The sequence below is a fragment of the Massilioclostridium coli genome (assembly GCF_900095865.1).
Taxonomy (GTDB): domain Bacteria; phylum Bacillota; class Clostridia; order Oscillospirales; family Ruminococcaceae; genus Massilioclostridium; species Massilioclostridium facile.
In genome coordinates, this window is the sequence record NZ_FMIZ01000007.1 from 1401587 (window position 1) to 1422137 (window position 20551).

Sequence of the window (20551 nt, forward strand, 5' to 3'; positions counted from 1 at the left end):
TATTTTTATATAAAAATATTTAAATATTTTAAACATTTTATATAATTTAAATAAATTTATTTCATATTTCTTAAAGCATTGCAGTTGTCTTCATTATAAATCGCAAAATCATTTTGAAATAATAATTCCGCAGTAACTCCATTCCCCACAATTTTGGTACCAGTAAAACTCCCATCATAAATTTCTCCATATCCACAGGAAGGACTACGGCTCTTTAAAACCGCTGCTGAACAATCCAATAATTTTGCTATACGTAATGTTTCTTCAGCACCTTTTTGAAAGGCGTTTGTAACATCTTCTCCAATTTGGTTAATTACTCGTTCCGAAACAATCTCGGAGGGAATTCTAGGTGTAGACATCCCTCCTAGCTGTTCTGGACAGACAGGAATCAACTGGTGATGTTCTGTTAAAGAACACACCAGTTCATTTTTACATCCTGTTCCACAATACCGACAATTTATTCCTAATAAACACGCACTTACAAGTAACTTCATCCTACATCCTCCGGCAAAGAATCTTCATACAAATGGGCATAAATACCGCCTTTTTGCAATAACTCATGATGGTTGCCCTGCTCCTCAATTCCATTTTCAGTTAACACCAAAATTGTAGTCGCATTTTTAATCGTAGAAAGACGATGGGCAATGGTAAATGTTGTTCTCCCCACCGATAAATCTTCTAAAGAACGCTGTACTAACCGTTCACTCTCGGTATCCAAAGCAGATGTTGCCTCATCTAAAATTAAAATAGGTGGATTCTTTAAAAATGCCCTAGCAATACTAATCCTCTGTTTTTGACCTCCAGACAGTTTTACCCCTCGTTCTCCTACATAGGTATCATATTTATGTTCCAGTTTCATGATAAATTCATGCGCACCAGCCTTTTTAGCAGCTTCTATTACTTCTTCCTTAGATGCTCCTAATTTTCCATAGGCAATATTATCATAAACTGATCCAGAAAACAAATAAACATCTTGTTGTACTACCCCTATTTGAGAACGTAAACTATGTAATGTAAAGCGTTTAATATCCTCTCCATCAATTAAAATTTTTCCACAAGTGACATCATAAAAACGTGGTATTAAACTACATAAAGTCGTTTTTCCACTACCAGATGGCCCAACCAGCGCAATATTTTCTCCGGCAGGAACTTTTAAATTGATATTGGATAATACTTCTTTTCCTCCATCGGCATACTGGAATCCAACATGATCAAAGGTAACTTCTCCTTTCACCTGCTGAAAAGGAATGGCCTCTGGTGAATCCCCTAAATCTACAGGAACATCCATCACTTCAGTAAAACGTTCAATACCTGTCATACCTCGCTGAAACTGTTCTGTAAACTCGACAATTCTGCGGATCGAGGTTAACAATGTTGTAATATACAATAAATAAGCCATAAAATCTCCTGGCGTAATTTTTCTATACAACATAAATAATGCCCCAGCTACTACCACAGCAATGTACATAATGCCATCAAAAATACGGGTACAACTTTGGAATCCAGCCATAAAATGATACATCTCTTTTTTTATATCCAAAAATTTATGATTCCCTTTTTGAAATTGCTCCTGCTCCATTTCCTCGTTAGCAAAAGATTTAATTACACGGATTCCCAACAAGCTATCCTCTACTTTGGCGTTAATTTCCCCCAATTGGTCCCTGGACTTTTTAAATGCTCTTCTCATACTTTTATTGAATTTTAAAGAACAAAACAGCATAATTGGAATAAACGCAAATACAATTAAAGTCAACCATACATTTACCTGAGCTAAAATAATAAATGCAACGGTAATTTTTAAAGCAGCAATAAAAAATTCTTCCGGACAGTGATGGGCAAATTCTGTTACATCAAACAGGTCGCTAGTAAAACGTGCCATAATCTGTCCTATTTTTGTATTATCAAAATAAGTGAAAGATAATTTTTGTAAATGGGAAAACAAATCTTTTCTCATATCAGTTTCAATCTTGGCACCCATTACATGTCCAATATTCGCCATATAATAATTGGCGAATGTATCAATAATCCGCAAAATCAAATAAAAAATACCAACAGATAAAATCACCTTTACTGACAATGCCTGTAAATCGTTCATCCCTAAATTGGTTAAATAACGCACGATTAAAGGCAGCACCAGCTCACATATCGTAGTTAAGGATGCGCAAAATAAATCCATCATTAAAATCCAACGGTATTTTTTAAAATAAGGGGCAAACCTTTTGATAAGTTGAAAATTTTTTGTTTTTGTAGATTTTTCCACTCAGTTTCCTTCTTTCTTTTCTATTTTTATAAGGAGGTATCAAGATTGTTTATCAATAATAAGACTGAGCTAAATACTCCAGTCTTATTATACAATTGTTTTTGTTAGAACGCAAATAAATGAATTTAATTTTTTACAAGATGGAACTATTATCATTTTGTAGATTTCTAAAAGGAATACATCTAACTCAAAATAAAACTGACTCCGCTTAAAAAACGAAGCCAGTATTTTTCATTATCATAACAACATATTGCTTTTCTGAAAAGCTTAATTTTTACTATTGATCAATAGAATCAAATAAAATCATCCTTAGAACCCTAAAATTTTGGTAAAATCATCTTGCAGTTCTTTTTGGATTTGTTCTGCTTCCTCCAAAGTTGGGGCAGTAGCAGTATAGTAAGCTTTAATTTTTGGTTCTGTACCAGATGGACGTAAAATAACAGTTGCTCCACCTTCCAAAATGTATTCTAAAACATCGGATTTGGGAAGATGAATTTCTGTTACTTCACCAGTTGCAATATCAGTGGATTTCGAAGCGTTGTAATCTGCATAACGGATTACCTTTCTGCCACCAATAGAAGTAGGGCGATTTTTACGAATATCCGACATAATCTGAGCCATTCGTTCCATACCGGAAGCCCCTTCGCAAACAAAACTAATGGTAGCGTGGCGATATACCCCATACTTTTCATATAAATGGTTCAAAGCATCTAAAACGCTGATACCCTGTTGACGATAAAACGCAGCCATTTCACAAATCATCATAGAAGCAATAACAGCGTCCTTATCACGCACATAGCTACCTGCTAGATAACCATAGCTTTCTTCAAACCCAAAGATAAACCGGTCATCTTCCCCTTTTGCTTCCAACAAGCCAATCTGTTCCCCAATATATTTGAATCCAGTTAACACATTTTTCAGTTCAACCCCATATTCTTCACAAATTGGACAAACTAAATTAGTAGAAACAATAGTTTTTACTGCGATTGGATTTTTAGGCATAATTCCAAGGGCAGTTCTCTCTTTACAAATGTATTCCAGCAACAACGCGCCTACTTCGTTTCCAGTTAACAGTACATAGTTTCCCTCTTTATCTGGAACCGCAATTCCCATACGGTCACAGTCTGGGTCTGTTGCCAGTAAAATATCTGGTTTTACTGTTTGGCAATCCCGGATTCCCAGTTCCAAAGCTTCACGGATTTCCGGGTTTGGGAATGGACAGGTTGGAAAGTTTCCGTCTGGATTTTCCTGTTCCGCAACAACATGAACATTTTGAACACCCATTTGTGCTAATAACTTCCGTACCGGCATATTGCCTGCACCATTCAATGGAGTATAGACAACGCTCATATTGGCTTTTTCCAAAGCTTCTGGATGAATCGATCTGGCTTTCACAGCATCTAGATATTTTTGTTCTACCGCTTCACTAATATATTCAATTTTGCTTTCTGCGACAGCCTGGTCAAAATCCATTAATTTTACATCGTGGAAAGCATCTATTTTCGCGGAGTATTCTAACACTTTATCAGCGGATTCAGAAGTCATTTGACAGCCATCCGGACCATACGCTTTATAGCCATTGTATTTTGCAGGATTGTGACTTGCTGTAATCATAATACCAGCCTGACAGTTTAACTCACGCACCGCAAAAGATAAGCATGGAACTGGCATCAGTTGACGATATATATAAGCTTTTACACCATTCGCTGCTAAAACACTAGCAGCTTCTTTTGCAAAAACATCGGATTTAATCCGGCTATCATAACTAATTGCAACCGCTGGATTCTCATAATCATGTTTTAAATATTCCGCCATTGCCTGGGTAGTTTTACGGACAACATAGATATTCATCCGGTTGGTACCTGCGCCTATAACACCACGAAGCCCAGCAGTACCAAATTTCAGCTCACAGTAAAACCTATCTTTAATTGCTTCCTGATCGCCTTCAATTTCTGCCAATTCACGAATCAAATCCTGATCTTCTAAATTCATAGATTTCCATTGATTGTAAAGCTCCATTTCTTTCATATGACATAACCCCTTTTTAATATATTCAATCATTGTGCCCAATAACAATTATGGCTGTAAGTCAAGATGGCTTTTTACATTAATACTACTTAATGCGGATAAAAGTTGATCCCTATTCTGGTCTGCTTGAAGAACCGGCAACACTTCCGAGTTTCCGGAATTTGCCTGAATTGTCGTAACAACAGTTTGTACAATTTGTGTTTGGTCAGTAATCACAGAACCATTTTGTTCTAATCCGGATGGATAAGCAGACAAATCAATTACAGGGGCATTGATTGCAGCACCATAAGTAGATGGATCGCCACCATAAGCCATTTCCCCAGCACCTGTTGCTGCATCCCAGCTATAAGAGAGAATTACTTTTACACCAGTTGCGTTTACCTCACGAATAAACTGCTTTAAAATATCCTGTTTGGATACACCATTATCAAATAAATCATATCTTGTATCTTTTGCGGTTGGGAATTGTACATTCGTCAGCATAACATATTCATATCCCATTGTATGCAATTCCGCAGCCAAATCCTTAATATATGCTCTTGCACTATCTTTATAAGGATTCAGCCAACGGATTTTTTCATTTCCTTGTAACCAGGTTGTTTTTGGCTGTCCCTGGTAAGTAATCGCATTATCACGGCTTCCATTTGCAGCAGTAGAATCTTGGAATGCAGATAGCTGCGCAATTGGAGTAAGTCCAGCATTTTTTACAGTAGTATAAATCTCCTGTGCATTCACTGGGTTTTGGGTTACTGCGCCCCATTGGGTTGCAGCAACTACCTGGGTTTGATACAGTACCTGTCCTTTTTCTGTCTTAAATGGAATAATAACACTATCATATCCTTGCGTTTTGGATTGTGTTAAAAAGCTTTGCAATCCAGCTGGATTAGTTAACAGGTTTTCTGGCATCTCCACAGACACTCTAGTTGTAGCTTGTGATTCTGGCTCAGGTTCAGAAGAAGTTGTCTCCTCAGAAGATGTTTCGGAAGAAGCATCCACAGAAGATATATCCATACTGGAACTATTTGTTTGCGTACTATTTTTTTGATTGCCCAAAAATTGGCTAAAGATAAAAAACGCAATCGCTACAATCAGTAAAAAAGCAATTATCCAACGGAAAATTTTCCAAAACCCACCACCAGAAGGCCCTTTTCCACGGTAAATTTTATCATATCGTTTTACTTTAACTGGCTTTGACATGCGCAAACCTCCATATTGTTATTACTATATTTTGTTTTTATACAGGAAGCTGATGCCCGATCAGCCCATAGAAAGCCATAGAAAGGATACCAATATACATCATAGTAATTGGGAAACCCCGAAATGGTTTTGGAATATGATTACTATATAAATAAGAATAGGATACCGCCAGCAAGAATACTGCTAACATAAAGCCTAACCCTGTTCCTAGCCCAAAGCCAATTGCGGACCAAAAGCTAATCGTTTTTAAAGAATTGATTAATAACAACGCCCCTAATACAGTACAGTTAAAAGCAGATAAATGGATCATTGGCTTTATTTCTTTCGAGAAACGATTTGGTAAAGCGCTCACCAATAAAACAGCTGCAATATATACAGCCCCAATAATAGCAACATATACTAATGGGGTAATATAGTACCGATACTCTAAGTTCTGCAACAATGGATTTACAAAATACGTAATAATAGAAGCTATTACTGTAATAGTTGTTAAAATAATACCAAACAGTAACAGGTTTATCTTTTTACGTAACATTAACAACACAGTACTGGTCCCTAAAGTACGGCTAAAAATCGTGTTTTCTAAAAAAATTGCCACTAACATCATGGAAAAGAAGGTACCAGTATAATTTAAAGTAGAACCAATTAATTGTGATGACATCTACTAACCCCTCCTTTTCTTTTTTGGATGGTATTCCTGTTTTATCCGGTTGACAATCGCAGATAAAAACGCAATCATCATAAATCCGGCAAATGGTAATAATACTGCTGGGGCAATTTCCATCCCAATTTGGTATCCCCATAAAGTGCCACGTCCTAACAATTCCCGAATTGCTCCGACTAGACAGGCAACAATTGTAAACCCTACCATTTGAAGCAAAAGGTCAAGAACCATCTTTCCTTTGGAAGGAGCTTTCCGAAAACGTGTTTCACTCTTTTGTACAATTAACGAGTTGGTTACCAATAAAGGAAGGTAAATACCCAGTTTATAAACCAAACCGGTTTCTATTTGATCAATCAGCATTGCCACTGGTATAAACACAACAGAAGCAAGCAATACATTAAAAATAACACGGATGGTATATGGAATTGCTTTGGGAACAAAAGAGGAGATTAAAATTGTAATAAACGTAATCACAGCAAATGCAAAACTCAACGCTATCGCATTTTTTAAGGTATAGGACATAATTACCACAGGTGCTAATAAAAGTCCCCGCTCCAATACCATGTTGTCAAAAATTAAAGATTTCCAGTTTAATTCTCTCTGATTCTGTGTCATGCCTTTTCCTCCTCTCCAATCGGATGGCTTTTTTTCGGAGTACGACGGCGTTTCCAAAGAGAGATGGTATGATCCGCCAAACTATCACAAAAACTAGATAAGGCATTCGCGATCAATAACGCATAAAGGAAACCATATTCGTTTACACCATAGTATTTGAAAATTGTAGTCAATAATCCTAAAACAATACCAAAATATACTTTCCCCAACTTACTAGTTGGCGTTGTGGTTGGATCATTCGCTAAAAATACACTACCAAACAGCAATACACCAGCAACCAATTCATAACCCAAAGTAGCTTTCAGACTAGATGAAATCCTTGGTGCTATTACAACCATCAAAGACGTTGTAATCAACAAAGAAGCTGTAATATGAATCGAAATGGTTCTACGCACCAGCAAATAAATTCCACACGCAAACAATACAAGTGCCAATGTAGCGCCCATTGGACCTGCAAATTTTCCGAGGATAACATCCATTTTATCCACACTTGGAACACCACCTAAACCTAACTGGTACTCCATGGAATGGACTAATTTTCCTCCAACCCGATTGCTTAAATCCACAGCCTGCATTGGCTCTGGGTATTGGAATACAAGCTCAGGCCAACATAAACCTACAAATGTTAACCCTACAGCAGCAGGATTAAAAATATTGTGCTCCCTACCACCAAATGGATACTTTCCTACTAATAAAGCAATTGCTACTGTTACAACCACCATCCAATAAGGTACAGCTGCTGACAACAGCAAAGTACAGATCATAGCTGTGATAATCGAAGTATTATCTATTTTATAACGGACACGACGCCCCGGTTTATATTTAAAAATTTTTCGTGCGGCAAAATCTACCACAATTGCCGTAACCAACGCAAGAGCCAGCATAATCAATACACGGACTCCATAATAATATATTGGTAGCACAAAAAGTGCCAACAGGGCTAACATGACATCATAACGTTGCCCTTTTTTTGTTCCCACTAAAGTTCTCATAACTCCTCCCAACTAGTTGGCTTCATTACGTCTGAAAAAAAGAGGTGAACCATTTTGAAGATAGAACTACTGGATCAGCAAACAATTAAAGTGATTTTAACTTCAGATGATATGCAGGAATTTGATATCACTTATGAAGAAATGGATTATAATGATCCAGTAACACGCAGAGCAATCGTTGCCATGTTATATAGGATAAAAGAACAAACTTGTGTAGATCTAACCAAAGGAAAACTTTTCATCGAAGCTTTTCCTGTTGAGCCAGACGGTTGTATTTTATATATCAACATGTGCAAACAGGTCTCCAATAAAACAAGCCAATGTAATATTCCATTGGTATTTTCGTTTTCTTCTATCGAAGAAGTATTTCGTGTATGCGAAACACTGTTCCAGTATTACAGCCACCTTATTTTTAAAAGTTCTCTTTATCGAATGGGCAATATTTATTTCCTATCTGTCTATTCTTTTTGCAAGCTGGAAGAAAAACTTACCGCTATTATTAGCGAGTATGGTATTTTACAGGGAAAAGGCAGCTTGTATACCGCTTCCCTACAAGAATACAGCCAATGCATTATTCCAACTACCGCGATCGAAACCCTTGCCCATCCAAAAAACTAGTAACGTAAAGAAGCAATCGCTGCAGAGGCATCCTCTGCACCAAATAGATAAGAACCAGCTACCAATACATTAGCACCTGCTTCTGTTACAATCTTAGCTGTTTCATGGTTAATACCACCATCTACTTCAATATCCAAATCAGGGCAAATGTTGCGCAGTTCACACACCTTACCCATCATATCTTGCATAAAGCTTTGCCCGCCAAAGCCAGGCTCTACTGTCATTACCAAAACCATATCTACCAAAGCCAAATATGGTTTAATTTCCATAACGGGAGTATTTGGTTTAATACTAATTCCCGCTTTACACCCACAGGCTTTAATCTGTTGAATACACTCCAACGGGTTGCAATCACTTTCTACATGAAAAGTAATGATATCCGCTCCTGCTTTTGCAAAACGTTGGATGTAATCTTGGGGACGGACAATCATCAAATGCACGTCCATTGGTAAATCGCATTTTTTATTTAAACACTCTAATACAGGCAGCCCTAACGAGATATTTGGGACAAACTGTCCATCCATAATATCCACGTGCAGCATATCCGCACCAGCGTCTGCCATACGATTTGCATCTTTTGCCAATTCAGCGAAATCAGCCGACAAAATAGAAGGGCAAATTTTCTGCAACAAATAACACTCCTTTATGATCATACTCCATTGTTCTGTTTTCTATTATACTGATTAAATATTGATAAAATCTGAACACAGAACAGAATTTTTTGATTTTCTCATAGAAAAACGGGTTATTTTCCTACTATTAGAGTAAATAACGCCAGTTTTCTTACTATAAAATGATACCTATGACTATATTAGCTGATTCTTTTCTATCCGTCAACCTAAATTGTAAAATTTTAAAAAATTATTGAATTGGTTTCGTCACTATGAATAGTAGCATTATCCAATGGACAAATTTTTTAACAATAAACTAGAAATCTAACCTATTTTTATCTTTTTATTTGATTTTTCTTTCTATCAAGGGTATAATAACAAACCGTGTGAACGGTTTATGAACTAGTATAAATAATATATCATATATAGAACCTGCCCTGTAAACCAGTTTTGCAAAGCAGGATGGAGGTTATTATGGATTCTGCCCTTACAATATTAAGCCAAGTAGTTATGATGTTTGTATTAATCGCAGTTGGATTTGTATGTTATCGCATTGGAATGTTTACTAATCGTGCGAACAAACAAATTTCTAATTTTGTCCTTACCATTGTTACTGCCGCCCTAATTTTAGATACTTATCAAACGGATTCCAATCCAAAATTAATTGCTAATCTTGGAATCTGTTTTGTACTTTCCGTGCTTGTCCTGTTTCTTGGAGTCATCGTTTCTCTGGTTCTAAAATGGAAAGGAAAAAACCATGATACTATTGCTACAGAACGTTTTGGCACTATTTATCCAAATTCCGCCTATATGGGAATACCATTGCTATTGGCAACGGTAGGCGAAACAGGGGTTTTTTATGCCAGCGCGTTTTTTATCGCGTTTAACTTGATGACCTGGACCCAAGGGGTAAGCCTTTTAACTGGGAAAATGGATAAAAAACTGATCCTAACTGCAATTACTTCTCCTGCTATTATCAGCATTATAATCGGGCTTCCTATGTTTTTATTTCAAATTAAATTTCCTGCCCCAGTGGCTTCTGCTGTCAGCTCCCTGGCTGGATTGATGACACCACTCTCCATGGTGGTATCCGGTGTATTTATTGCCCAGACCAATTTGATTAAAGCGTTTACCTCAATACGTGTTTATATTGTTTCCTTTTTAAAATTGATTTTAATCCCCGCAATTGTATTGATGATCCTGACGATACTCCCTTTGGATTATGAAGTAAAACTTACCATGCTCATTCTGTCCGCTGCTCCATGCGCTACGGGAACAATGCTTTTTGCGTCCCGGTTTGGCGGCGATATTGAGACGGCCAGCTCAGTATTTACCGTATCCACAATTTTATGTATCATAACAATCCCTGCGTTAATTATGGTATCCCAACTGTTGTGGTAATAAAAGCCGCTATGCAATTACTCTATATCAAAACAACTGGGAAGATAATATGAAATACAAACCACATGGTAATCCCACCTTTAATAAATATAGTATTCTCAGCAAGATAACATTATTTTAATCATTATCGCTAACTATTTACACCATAATTCATATTACTATAAAATCGGACCCGCTTTCTATCTTGCAAAAAAGCGGGCCTTTTATTTGAAGCAGATTCGCATTTGGGGAAAGCTCCCCTGCAGGCCTGTAATAGGCTGTTTCGTCCATCCAAGCCACTCTCCCCGCTCTGTCTGCGGATTTTTCTGCTCACCTTATCTTATGCAGCCATCAAAAGAATGGAACCATGCCCAATCTCCCTTTTTAGGATTGTCCGAACTGATTTTATGTGATTTTTTGAATTGGAATGGAGGTTTTTCCGGTTCCCAAGCAAAAATATCCTGTTTATTTTTCTTTCTTTGAAATAGATTATGCCATCATTCCATCTCTTTGTTAACATTTTAACCCATCATACAAAAAAATACTTTTTTGTTCGTTTTTTCTCGTTAGAATACAACGATTCTTTGGGATTCGCTAAAAAACTAGCTGTTTCCACTTGATAAAAGAAAAGAAACATATTATAATAAAAATAATTGAGTAATTTTGTGATTACTTAAGTCTGCATTGCTTCGGCAATTTTATTTTTGGAAACTAACCGAAAGGAGTCTCTTTATGAATTATTCACATGAAGTCGAGAACATGTGCGTTCTCAAAAAAGGTCCCAACCATGGTCCTGCTCCAATCCCTGAAGAAGGAAAATGGGTAAAAGCTTATCAAATTTCTGATATTTCTGGTTTGTCCCATGGTGTGGGCTGGTGTGCTCCACAGCAAGGTGCATGTAAGTTAACTTTAAATGTTAAAAATGGTATTATCGAAGAAGCTTTAGTAGAAACATTGGGCTGCTCTGGTATGACCCACTCCGCTGCTATGGCTGGCGAAATTCTGCCAGGTAAAACCTTGTTGGAAGCTTTAAATACCGACCTGGTTTGTGATGCTATCAACGTTGCTATGCGTGAAATTTTCAAACAGTTGGCATATGGTAGAAGCCAGACTGCTTTCTCTGAAGATGGCCTGCCAGTTGGCGCTGCTCTGGAAGACTTAGGAAAAGGCCTGTGTTCTCAGGTTGGTACTACTTTCAGCACAAAAGCAAAAGGTGTTCGTTACCTGTCCTTAGCAGAAGGATACATCTTAAACGTTGCTATCAACCAAGGCGAACCTACCGGTTACAAATTCGTAAGATTGGGCAAAATGATGGAAGATATCCGTCACGGCGTGGCTCCAGCAGAAGCTTACGAAAAAAATATCGCTACATATGGTCGTTATGAAGATGCTGAACAATATATCGACCCTCGTGAAGAATAATTAAGGAGGTTTCGTACTATGGCTAATTTTGAAGGTAAAGAAAGAAGAATGCCTAAAATCGAGAAATGCCTGGCTCAATACGGCTGGTCTACTCTCGAAGACGCACAAGCTTTTTGTCAAGAGCATGGCGTTGACTGTGAACAATTGGTAAAAGGCATCCAACCAATCGCATTTGAAAATGCTGTATGGGCTTACACTCTGGGTACAGCAATCGCAATTAAAAAAGGTTCCAAAACCGCTGCTGACGCTGCTGAAGCAATCGGTGAAGGTTTGGAAGCATTCTGCGTTCCTGGCTCCGTTGCAGAACAGAGAAATGTTGGTTTAGGTCACGGTAACTTAGGCGCAATGCTGCTGCGTGACGAAACAGAATGTTTCTGCTTCTTAGCTGGTCATGAATCCTTCGCAGCTGCGGAAGGTGCAATCGGTATTGCTAGAACCGCAAACAAAGCACGTAAAAAACCTTTGCGCGTTATCCTGAACGGTCTGGGTAAAGATGCTGCTTACATCATCTCCAGAATCAATGGTTTCACCTATGTGGAAACTGATTTTGATTTTGCTACAAGCACTGTAAAAGAAGTTCGCCAGGTTGCTTTCTCCGATGGTGAAAGAGCTCAGGTAAAATGCTATGGTGCTAACGACGTTCTCGAAGGCGTTGCTATCATGAAAAAAGAAGGCGTTGACGTTTCCATTACAGGTAACTCCACCAACCCAACCCGTTTCCAACACTTAGTTGCTGGTACCTATAAAAAATGGGCAATCGAAAACGGCAAAAAATACTTCTCCGTTGCTTCCGGTGGTGGTACAGGACGTACCCTGCACCCAGATAACATGGCTGCTGGTCCTGCTTCCTATGGTCTGACTGACTCCATGGGCCGTATGCACGGTGATGCTCAGTTTGCTGGTTCCTCCTCCGTTCCTGCTCACGTTGAAATGATGGGCTTGATCGGTATGGGTAACAACCCAATGGTTGGTGCTACTGTTGCATGTGCAGTTGCTGCATATGAAGCTTGCAATAAATAATCACAAATTCTATAGAAAAAGAGCTGCTAAAAAGCAGCTCTTTTTTGTTGCTAAAAATAAAAATTTTACCTTATTCCAAAATAGCATTTACTGTTCCGTACATATAAAAATATTTCTTTACAAATATCCCTTTTATGTGTAAACTTAGGTTATAGTAATGTAGGCATAACATGAAATAGGTGGTAATGAAATGGGTAAAAAAATAAAATATATAAAATTAGATGCCGATGATATAATGGAAATCGTATTACATTATTATCAAGAAAAATTTGATCATAGTGAACATGCACGAGGAATTCTACTAGGGACTCCTGAAAAAGACTTAAGATTCATTGGAGTATTTGGGGATTTAAATAATAAAAATATTGAAAATATTGATTTAGAAGAGGTTGATCAAAATATGGATTATAATGGAGATCATGCTTGGTTAAAGCGTAATCCAGATTTTTATATTAAGTAACCCATATAGATGTGATGGAAATATTAGATTTTAATACTGTAAAAAAACATATTGATGAATGGGACCCTATCGATTTATTGGCTTTTTGCCCAAATGATGAGTACGATGGCGAAAGTCGGATGATAGTAGATTCTTTTCGCAAAGAAAATGATTTGGGAAAATTAATCTACAATATTTTTAGGGAATCATTTGGAGAATCTACGTTCCGTAAAAGCTTAGAAGAATGTAATCAAGTCGCTCAAAAAATAATGAAATCTATCAAGGATTTAAAATATAAAATCAGGTAAAAATCTGCCTTTCATGTCAGCATTTTTAAGCATGTGCGATTATTTTAAATTTGATATTGATAACTCTAATTCAGAAAAAGTAAACGAGATTATTGTTTACTTGAAAAATTAACACCTATACAATTTAATAATCTTTTATCTATTGTTAAAGATATGATAGAGTAATTTCTATGAATGAACGAGAAACCCTCTATTATATATTTTGCGAACTTGAAAAATAGTAAAACATACAAAAATGATATCTATTTATTTGAACAGATGTCCTTTTTTAATTCTTATCAAACTATCTTTGTTATATGAAGCTGGTATAGGGTGTATGAGTACAATTAAATCTATTGTTTTCACTTTTCCTATTTAACATTTTCCTGACTAGACTTTATTAATCATTTATTTTTCTACCTAATTACTGATATTTCAAAAGGCTAGTTAAAAACCAGCCTTTTGCTTATATTAAGAGAAAAAGAAATTTACTATTTATTATTTTTTCTTACAGGTGAGTAATAATGCTGCACCAGCCAATGTGATTGCTGCCAAGCCTGCGATTGGGACAAAATCGCCTGTTTTCGCTGTATTCGCTTTTGTGGTTGTGCTTTCCTGCCCTGTTTGGATAGTATTATTATCAGTAGATGAGGTTTCTGTTGTATTCTCTACTGATATTAAATCTTCTATCGCTGCACGTACATTTGCTACTTCTGCATCTACCTCTTCCTGGGTTGCGTTTTCATTTTCCAGTACTGCTTTTGCATCCTTTACTGCTGCTGTCAGTATTGCGTAGCTTTCTGATGTGTATGCGCTTGCATCAATCTTATTTGCTTGTGCAAGAACATCTTCTAAAACAGATTTATCTGCTTTGAACCGTAAGTTTAGCATTGCATTTAATAAATTATCCGATACCTCATTGATTTCTGACTGCATTGCGTCTCCATTCTTGTATACTGTTTGTGCTGTTTCCAAAGCCGCGGTAAACTCTATTTGACCCGCTTCTACATATTTACTCAGGTCAATTTTTTCCGCCGCTGCGATTAAGCTTGCTAACTCTGTTTTATTGCCAGCTACAAAGCCTAATTTATGAATTTCATTCAATAAAGTTTTCCATGCTGCATCTACATCTTCCTGAGTTGCGCTGTAGTTTGCGGCTACTGTTTTCGCGTTTTCCAAAGCAGCGTCAAAGGATTTTTGTACGCTTTCAATGGCATTATCATATTCTCCACTGGCTTTCGCATTTTCCGCATATTTGATGACAGAATTTAAAATACCTTTATCAGCGGTTTCCTCTGGCATATCCGCGGATAGGACAACTTCTGTATACGGCTTGAGAACTACAGAGGTTAAGCCATAATCCGTATCACGGCTCTCTGTAACCCATGGAGAATCCACATAACCTGTTTCCAAACTAATCCTGTTCTTTACAGTGGTATCTAATTTGATTTGAATGGTGTTCTCTCCTGGCTTCAGATAATTTCCAATATCTACAACTTCATTGATAGAGTCGATCTTATCAATGGTTGTGTCATTCACAGTTACTTTTGTTACCATATCTTCATCATGAGCAAAGGTAACAACAGCACCTTTAGAGGAATCCCAATCTTCTGGCAAAGTAAAGGTTTTGGTATAATAGCCAATACCGGATACATCCCGCATACTGGTGACTTCATTGAGAGAAGTACTCAGCGCTTTTAAATCATCTTCGGAAACATCCAAAGAAGTCCAAGGAATCAATGCGATATTTGCGTAATTTAAGGTAGTGATTTTATGTGCGGTTGGATCAATCAGTTCCCCGTTTTCATCTAGATTTTCTGGACTGTCATCTGGCCCATAACTGTCCAGTTGGAGATTCCAGCCTTCTCCGCTCAAATCAATCTCTGCCATTGTTTCATCAATCGTAATTTCTTTTGTAGTTCCATCCGAGAATTTGACCATATCGGTTCCAACCGTATTAGAACGGTATACAATATCGTTTCCATCATACACAACGGTTCCATTTGCTTCCTCTACATGAACATCCTGTGAAGATCCAAATTCTTCCTGGTCCGGTGCAATTGCAATAATGGTAGATTCTTGTGGTTCCAGGGTAACATCACAGGTAATGGTATCTTCTGTCTGGGTATAGTGAGCGATTGGAGTAATTTCACCAGTCCAAGAATCCATTATGTAAGGAGTTCCCTGCCCTTCTAATGTCATTGTTGTGGTTTGTGTCTCCTCTGTACTATTAAAGATATAATAGTAATCGGAATTCGTGGAATCGGTGCGGTGGGAAGTTTCAATACCCGAAGCCTGGTAAGAAGCTGCTGAGGAAACCTGAAGCTGATCCAGTATTGTTAACAGCTCCTCTTCTGAGGAAACACTTGCTACTTTTTCATGCTGTTTTAATTGGTCCACCAATTGTACCAATGTTTCATCATTATTGTCCGCTGTTTCGGTTCCATATACCTGGGATGGGCTGCAATTATACAGGATAATTGGCAAACCGGCGTCTGCGTACTGGTTCAGTTTTTCCAAAGTATCCACAGATAATACGTTTGCTTCATTTAAAATAACCGCTTTATAGGACGGGCCATCCTCATATAATACGCCGTTGGTCACATTTGCGTTTTCGCTCTTTAATAAGGCTTCACTTAAAATGTTATAGGAATAACCGTTGTCCAACAATCCCTGCATGCAGTTACCGGATAAAATACTAAAGGAAGAACTGGTGTCATTTAATAGAGCAACATCTACTTTTGCTGTACCATTTTGCAATAATGCCTGGTTGCGGGACATAAAATCAGCTATGGTATTGACATCCTCCCAATAGATTTGACGTTGGTTCCATGCGGTAAACTCACCAACACCGGCGCCACCGCCGCCCCAGCCCCAGCCTGGCCAAGCAGTATGATTATTATCAAATGTTTTTGCGTATGGTGTACCATGTAAGATCACACGGTTAACACCATGAGAAAAGTTAGAGTTCAAAATACCAGCAATTGTTTCCCAGGTGCTTGCAATCTTAATAGTAGTGATTGCTTCCATCGAAAGATATTGTTTATCGTACATATTCACCGCTGCGGAAAGGTTTCTCAAGCCATCGCCGGAAGTAGCGTTATCCCCTTCTGGGATATCCAAAGCCGCTGCTGCGCCGGCAATATCCAACCCGGTTAAGGTGTAGCCCTGGGCGCGGTAATTATAATGAAATGTTTTTGCCCATTCACTAATCACGGAAGCATGGTCGCTCTCATATAATTCCCCTAATTTTAGGTTGTAATCCTCTACAATCCGGCTTGTAACATCATTGTTAAACTGGATTGGTGGTGTAGTATTTCCGCCACCACCAGGGCCTCCTGGGAATCCTCCACCGGATGATTTTGCGGAGTTAACTGCAACTACTGTGGCAAACTCATCTGCATACGCATACCCTTCATCCAATTCATTGAGCATATTATGGGTCCAGAATGGCCCTGTGTGGCTTGCTTCAATAGAATCCTCAAAAATACTGCTTCCATTTTCTTTTAATAAGGAAACTAGTTCTGGATCGCTTAAGAAATGCTCATTCCAGTAATCAATTACTTCTTGAATCCCTTCTGTGCTAAAATAATCAGTCGCATAGGTACGGCCATACATGGTATTGATGCCGCCTCCAGAGAGAACCTGTCCTGTACCTCTCTCAAATACGCCAAATAAAACCCAATCGCCCGCTTTGATCTCCATGTCATTATCCAGAGCCCCCAGTTGGTCTTTCAAACCACTCAGGTCTGCTTGGTAGATATCCTGCCAGTCTGCCATCCGTTTCCGGTTTCCCTGGGAATCAAATTTTTCCCCATCTGGGATTTCTTCTGTTGGTACATCTCCAAATGCTTCATATATATTATCTAAAATAGCCTGTTTTTGCGTTTTATCGCCACCGGCCATTTCTTCCGCTTTTGCCTCGTCCGGAATACCGGCCGCATATCCAGCTCCTTCTTTCACCGAAACAGAATCTTTCAAGCTGGTAATGGAATCAAAATCAAACGTTAAATTTCCATCCGCGTCAACACTTTCTACTTGAATAGCGGAAGCGTCGGTAAAACGGTCTACTGTTAAGAAGTAACCATTTCTGCTGTCCGTTGTTTTTTGTTCCGGCATAGCCAGATCTTTTGTCCCATTGTTTAAATCATCCTGTGTGATTTTGGTATATTGGTAGGATAATTCTGTGGAAGCGGTGGTTTCATTTGGGTCGATTGTATTGATAACCGGCGGCCAATGGGAGGTAATTGTAATATCCACCTTAAAACCGCCTTCAATCGCATTGGCGGCCCGCAACGTCTTTTTCAGTACATTTACCCAGTTTTCTGTACCCCAGCCATATTCTTTCGCCTGTTGATTGGTATAAGTAGTTTCGTCTGCAATCATCGCAATTTCAACGCCGCCAAAACCGCCCTTCGCCATAGCTTCAATTTGCTCCGAAATTAGGTCATCCGCATCCGCTCCTGCTCCAGCATCAGGAAACCAAAAACGAGCCATCGGTTTGGAGTCCACATCAATATTTTTAAATGCATGAATAATGGTGTTCTCTCCAATTTCTTCTTGTGCCTGTGCTGTGAACAATCCACTTGTCATAGTAGCGCCCATTGCGATTGCCAAGACAGATGCCAACAGCCTTGATGTCTTTTTTTGTTTCATTTTTTTTACACTCTCCTTTTGCCCAATAATTTTATGAAATTTAACTATAAATAACTATATAAATAAATTATTTATATCAATTTAGATTTATTATAAAAAAATTTTCTAATCCCTACAAGGTACTTATTTTACCTTTTTATGGCTTAATTTTACCTGTTGTTTCAAATACAAAAAAATATTGTAACTAATAGCCAAATAATAATTCTTTTTTTCTCTGAAAGATACAAAGCTTTTTTGAAAATAAGTTGACGTCAGCCAAAAACACCGATATAATGGTTTTAAATCATAAAATACTCATTATTGCTATAATAGATAATCGATAACATAGGAGGGAATTTCCATGCAATGGAACTGGGAACAAATTGGAGCCGCAGCACTCGATTTTATTATTAAATATGGAGGAAAATTGCTGCTGTGCTTAATTATTTTTATCATTGGAAGAATAATCTTAAAGTTCCTTTTAAAAATCACCAATGTAGCGATCAAAAAAACAACAGTCAGTGAACAGGCCATTAAATTTGTTCAAGCAATTATTAAGGTAGCATTTTATATTTTTATCGCATTGGCGGTATTATCTATTTTTGGCGTACCAACCACACAGTTTGTCGCGTTATTCAGTGCAGTTGGATTAGCACTTAGCTTAGCAATTAAGGAAACTCTAGCAAACTTTGCGCAGGGCGTCATTATGATGTTTAGTAAGCCCTTCCAAATAGGGGATTATATTGAAGCCAACGGAGTAGAAGGCACTGTGAAAAAAATAGAATTGGTTTACACCCGCCTGATTACCCCGGATAATAAAAACATTATGATTCCAAATGGGGAACTCACCTCCGCTAAGATTATCAACTATTCCGCAGAGCCTGTCCGCCGCTTAGATTTAACTTTTTCTATTGGGTATGATGATAATATTGACGAGGCAAAGCAACTGATTAAAACAATTGTTAGCAACCATCCCCTTGCTTTGAAAGATCCGGAACCATTCTTTGGCGTCTTAGAGCAGGGTCCAAGCTCTATTGATATTACCTCCCGTGTCTGGGTGAAAACCGAAAATTATTGGAATCTACACTTTGATTTACAGGAACAAATTAAAAAATGCTTTGATGAACACAATATCAATATTCCATACCAACAGATGGATATCCATATTCTGGACAAAAAAGCAAATTAACGGAGGGTGTTGGATTGATCTATCTATTCTATTTTATTTTAGCTGCAGCCGTCATTTTATTTGCTACAAGGCTTTCTTATTACATTGATTTACTGGATAAAACCACTGGTTTATCTGGGGCGTTTTTAGGCGGGGTTATGTTGGCGGCTGTCACCAGTATCCCAGAACTGATTACTAGCATTACTGCGGTGGCAATTGTAAAACAGCCAGATATGGTAATTGGAAATATTTTAGGCAGTAACCTATTTAACATTACGGTGTTAGGAGCATTGATGCTGTTTGGTATGAAAAAATTCAAAAACTCTTCTTTAGCATTTGCCCACAAAAATACATGTTATGCCTTGTTAGTTGTTACGGTATTGGTATCTTTAGTGTTATATGCCCAGTTAGAATTTCAAATTTTTACAGTAAGTTGGGTATCCATTGCGATTATGGTAGTCTATCTATTTGCGGTACGGAAAATGTCCTCTTCAGAAGGGGAAGAGGAAAATGACCCATTGGTCATTGATATGAGCACCAAACAAATCGTCATTCGATTTATAATCAACAGTATATTGCTGGTAGTTGCTAGCGTTCTGATTACAATTATTTCTGACCAAATCGCTGTTGATTTAGGCTTAGGTAAAACATTTGCAGGAGCCCTGTTACTTGCGGTTGCTACATCCCTACCAGAATTAGCTTCCTCCATCGGTTTAGTGTTCCGTGGAAATTTCAATGCAACTGTTGGCAATATTGTAGGAAGCAATCTATTTAATTTTACTATTTTATTTGTTTCAGATCTGTTTTTGGTACATGGTACTATCTACGACCAAAGTGGAGTTTCTTTGTTGGTTTATGGATCAATTTCTACGATAGTTCTCACATTGCTGCTATTAGCAAAATCAAAACAGGACAAGTTAAAGCCTAAATTGCAAACCGTAATTTATAGTGTTGGAGCTGTTCTATGTACAGCGGGATACTTAGTTTATCTTGCCTTCCATTAGAATCACCTGTTAAACAGATGGTTTGTACAAAGCGAAAAGTATTCATGCGTGGACTTATTTTTCCTTTGTTTAATCCTTGTAGTATTTTGCTACATTCATCATATCTAAAGAAGAATTAACTTGTATCTGATTGGATATTTTTGGTATAGCCTTTGATATACACCCACATAGCGGATAGTCCCTTATTTTTCAAAGCGTAAAACTGTCGAAA

17 protein-coding genes are annotated in these 20551 nt (G+C 37.8%); 8 read left to right on the forward strand and 9 right to left on the reverse strand.

Features of this window, described 5'->3' with window-relative positions:
* Positions 1-56: 56 nt before the first annotated feature.
* From BQ2683_RS11495 to BQ2683_RS11525, 7 genes are all read right to left on the reverse strand, one after another.
* Positions 57-494: a 2-thiouracil desulfurase family protein gene (locus tag BQ2683_RS11495; protein WP_069989166.1), complete on the reverse strand. Its 438-nt coding sequence runs from the start codon at positions 492-494 to the stop codon at positions 57-59.
* Positions 491-2260, reverse strand: coding sequence for an ABC transporter ATP-binding protein (locus BQ2683_RS11500; protein WP_069989167.1), 1770 nt, complete (start codon positions 2258-2260; stop codon positions 491-493). Before BQ2683_RS11500 ends, BQ2683_RS11495 begins: the two co-directional genes overlap by 4 nt.
* Positions 2261-2569: 309 nt before the next feature.
* Positions 2570-4288, reverse strand: coding sequence for a phospho-sugar mutase (locus BQ2683_RS11505; RefSeq protein ID WP_069989168.1), 1719 nt, complete (start codon positions 4286-4288; stop codon positions 2570-2572).
* Between the two features lie 48 nt (positions 4289-4336).
* Positions 4337-5485 (reverse strand): putative glycoside hydrolase, encoded by a 1149-nt coding sequence (locus tag BQ2683_RS11510; RefSeq protein WP_069989169.1) that lies wholly within the window; start codon positions 5483-5485, stop codon positions 4337-4339.
* A 37-nt stretch (positions 5486-5522) separates the two neighbouring features.
* Positions 5523-6146 (reverse strand): Rnf-Nqr domain containing protein, encoded by a 624-nt coding sequence (locus tag BQ2683_RS11515; protein WP_069989170.1) that lies wholly within the window; start codon positions 6144-6146, stop codon positions 5523-5525.
* Positions 6147-6149: 3 nt separating this feature from the next.
* Positions 6150-6764: an Rnf-Nqr domain containing protein gene (locus BQ2683_RS11520; RefSeq protein WP_069989171.1), complete on the reverse strand. Its 615-nt coding sequence runs from the start codon at positions 6762-6764 to the stop codon at positions 6150-6152.
* The gene (locus BQ2683_RS11525) at positions 6761-7756 is read right to left on the reverse strand and encodes an RnfABCDGE type electron transport complex subunit D (RefSeq protein ID WP_069989172.1); all 996 of its coding nucleotides are present in this window, start codon (positions 7754-7756) and stop codon (positions 6761-6763) included. The genes BQ2683_RS11520 and BQ2683_RS11525 overlap by 4 nt, the downstream gene beginning before the upstream one ends.
* Before the next feature lie 54 nt (positions 7757-7810).
* Between BQ2683_RS11525 and BQ2683_RS11530 the strand changes: the two genes are divergently transcribed.
* Positions 7811-8374 (forward strand): adaptor protein MecA, encoded by a 564-nt coding sequence (locus BQ2683_RS11530; protein ID WP_069989173.1) that lies wholly within the window; start codon positions 7811-7813, stop codon positions 8372-8374.
* Here BQ2683_RS11530 and rpe read toward each other — a convergent pair.
* The gene (rpe, locus tag BQ2683_RS11535; RefSeq protein WP_338061269.1) at positions 8371-9006 is read right to left on the reverse strand and encodes a ribulose-phosphate 3-epimerase; all 636 of its coding nucleotides are present in this window, start codon (positions 9004-9006) and stop codon (positions 8371-8373) included. The two genes, BQ2683_RS11530 and rpe, sit on opposite strands and share 4 nt — an antisense overlap.
* 453 nt (positions 9007-9459) lie before the next feature.
* Here rpe and BQ2683_RS11540 point away from each other — a divergent pair, with 453 nt between their 5' ends.
* From BQ2683_RS11540 to BQ2683_RS11560, 5 genes are all read left to right on the forward strand, one after another.
* Entirely contained in the window at positions 9460-10386 is a 927-nt protein-coding gene (locus tag BQ2683_RS11540) for an AEC family transporter (RefSeq protein ID WP_069989175.1), read from the forward strand.
* 711 nt (positions 10387-11097) lie between these two features.
* On the forward strand, positions 11098-11787 hold the full coding sequence (locus BQ2683_RS11545) for an iron-sulfur cluster assembly scaffold protein (RefSeq protein WP_069989176.1): 690 nt from the start codon (positions 11098-11100) through the stop codon (positions 11785-11787).
* Positions 11788-11805: 18 nt separating this feature from the next.
* Positions 11806-12807 (forward strand): GGGtGRT protein, encoded by a 1002-nt coding sequence (locus tag BQ2683_RS11550; RefSeq protein WP_069989177.1) that lies wholly within the window; start codon positions 11806-11808, stop codon positions 12805-12807.
* A 190-nt stretch (positions 12808-12997) separates the two neighbouring features.
* Entirely contained in the window at positions 12998-13267 is a 270-nt protein-coding gene (locus BQ2683_RS11555) for a hypothetical protein (protein WP_069989178.1), read from the forward strand.
* 14 nt (positions 13268-13281) lie between these two features.
* On the forward strand, positions 13282-13554 hold the full coding sequence (locus tag BQ2683_RS11560) for a DUF1871 family protein (RefSeq protein ID WP_069989179.1): 273 nt from the start codon (positions 13282-13284) through the stop codon (positions 13552-13554).
* A 477-nt stretch (positions 13555-14031) separates the two neighbouring features.
* Here BQ2683_RS11560 and BQ2683_RS11565 read toward each other — a convergent pair whose 3' ends face one another.
* The gene (locus tag BQ2683_RS11565; protein ID WP_069989180.1) at positions 14032-18189 is read right to left on the reverse strand and encodes a glycosyl hydrolase; all 4158 of its coding nucleotides are present in this window, start codon (positions 18187-18189) and stop codon (positions 14032-14034) included.
* 340 nt (positions 18190-18529) lie between these two features.
* Between BQ2683_RS11565 and BQ2683_RS11570 the strand changes: the two genes are divergently transcribed.
* On the forward strand, positions 18530-19357 hold the full coding sequence (locus tag BQ2683_RS11570; protein ID WP_069989181.1) for a mechanosensitive ion channel family protein: 828 nt from the start codon (positions 18530-18532) through the stop codon (positions 19355-19357).
* A gap of 14 nt (positions 19358-19371) precedes the next feature.
* Positions 19372-20340: a sodium:calcium antiporter gene (locus tag BQ2683_RS11575; RefSeq protein WP_069989182.1), complete on the forward strand. Its 969-nt coding sequence runs from the start codon at positions 19372-19374 to the stop codon at positions 20338-20340.
* Positions 20341-20551: the final 211 nt, after the last annotated feature.

Bases quoted from the DNA above. Each gene is read 5' to 3' on its own strand.
- BQ2683_RS11560 (WP_069989179.1), top strand. From the start codon at position 13,282: ATGGAAATATTAGATTTTAATACTGTAAAAAAACATATTGATGAATGG.
- BQ2683_RS11505 (WP_069989168.1), bottom strand. From the start codon at position 4,288: ATGAAAGAAATGGAGCTTTACAATCAATGGAAATCTATGAATTTAGAA.
- BQ2683_RS11540 (WP_069989175.1), top strand. From the start codon at position 9,460: ATGGATTCTGCCCTTACAATATTAAGCCAAGTAGTTATGATGTTTGTA.
- BQ2683_RS11495 (WP_069989166.1), bottom strand. From the start codon at position 494: ATGAAGTTACTTGTAAGTGCGTGTTTATTAGGAATAAATTGTCGGTAT.
- BQ2683_RS11525 (WP_069989172.1), bottom strand. From the start codon at position 7,756: ATGAGAACTTTAGTGGGAACAAAAAAAGGGCAACGTTATGATGTCATG.
- BQ2683_RS11550 (WP_069989177.1), top strand. From the start codon at position 11,806: ATGGCTAATTTTGAAGGTAAAGAAAGAAGAATGCCTAAAATCGAGAAA.
- BQ2683_RS11510 (WP_069989169.1), bottom strand. From the start codon at position 5,485: ATGTCAAAGCCAGTTAAAGTAAAACGATATGATAAAATTTACCGTGGA.
- BQ2683_RS11565 (WP_069989180.1), bottom strand. From the start codon at position 18,189: ATGAAACAAAAAAAGACATCAAGGCTGTTGGCATCTGTCTTGGCAATC.
- BQ2683_RS11520 (WP_069989171.1), bottom strand. From the start codon at position 6,764: ATGACACAGAATCAGAGAGAATTAAACTGGAAATCTTTAATTTTTGAC.
- BQ2683_RS11555 (WP_069989178.1), top strand. From the start codon at position 12,998: ATGGGTAAAAAAATAAAATATATAAAATTAGATGCCGATGATATAATG.
- BQ2683_RS11570 (WP_069989181.1), top strand. From the start codon at position 18,530: ATGCAATGGAACTGGGAACAAATTGGAGCCGCAGCACTCGATTTTATT.
- BQ2683_RS11515 (WP_069989170.1), bottom strand. From the start codon at position 6,146: ATGTCATCACAATTAATTGGTTCTACTTTAAATTATACTGGTACCTTC.
- BQ2683_RS11545 (WP_069989176.1), top strand. From the start codon at position 11,098: ATGAATTATTCACATGAAGTCGAGAACATGTGCGTTCTCAAAAAAGGT.